Genomic DNA, 860 nt, shown 5'->3' with positions numbered 1-860 from the left:
AGACGTCGTTTCTTATGGCGTGATCGTTCGTTGAACCGTGCATGACGGATCTTGTCGAGCGGTTGGTGCCGGACGAGTTATGGGCGCTGTTCCGGCGGATTGTCCCGCCGACAGAGGTGAGGCGCCCTCAAGGTGGTGGTCGGCGACGGGCCGGTGACCGCGAGACTCTGGCAGCGATCATCTTCGTCGCTTCGTCGGGCTGCACGTGGCGGCAGCTGCCGCCGGTGTTCGGCCCGGCCTGGCCCACTGTCTACCGGCGGTTCGCCCAGTGGAGCCGGGACCGGGTCTGGGCCAGGCTCCACCGCGTGGTCCTGGACGAACTCGGGGCCAGGGGCGAGCTGGACTGGTCGCGGTGCGCGATCGACTCCGTCAGCGTGCGAGCCGCAAAAAGGGGCCGCTGACCGGACCGAATCCGACCGACCGTGGCAAGCCGGGATCCAAAATCCACCTGGTCACGGACAGAAACGGGCTTCCCCTGTCGGTGGGCGTCTCCGCCGCCAACACGCACGACAGCCTCGGCCTCAAGCCGTTGATCCGCGGGATCCCGCCCATCCGCTCCAGACGCGGCCCGCGCCGTCGACGCCCGGCCAAGCTCCACGCCGACAAAGGCTACGACTATGACCATCTGCGGCGATGGCTTCGCAGCAGAGGCATTCGCCACCGCATCGCCCGCAAGGGCGTCGAGACCTCAGCCCGGCTGGGCCGCCACCGCTGGGTTGTCGAGAGGACGGTGTCCTGGCTGGCCGGGTGCCGGCGCCTGCACCGCCGCTACGAGCGCAAGGCCGAGCACTTCCTCGCCTTCGTCGGCATAGCCGCGGCCCTCATCGGCTACCGCCGACTCACCAACTGAAACGACGTCT

Annotated in this window: 1 protein-coding gene; it reads left to right on the top strand. The window is 68.6% G+C overall.

Annotated features, from left to right (window positions below; translation table 11 throughout):
- The first annotated feature begins 41 nt into the window (after positions 1–41).
- A protein-coding gene (locus tag ACTWP9_RS36665; RefSeq protein WP_443250646.1) for an IS5 family transposase occupies positions 42–850 on the top strand; the annotation gives its coding sequence in 2 pieces (ribosomal slippage) (positions 42–386 and positions 389–850; 807 coding nt in all).
- The last annotated feature ends 10 nt before the right edge of the window (positions 851–860 follow it).

Source organism: Streptomyces sp. 3N207, from assembly GCF_052246355.1.
In the GTDB taxonomy this organism is placed as follows: Bacteria; Actinomycetota; Actinomycetes; order Streptomycetales; family Streptomycetaceae; genus Streptomyces.
This window is presented reverse-complemented; position numbering and strand designations above follow the sequence as displayed.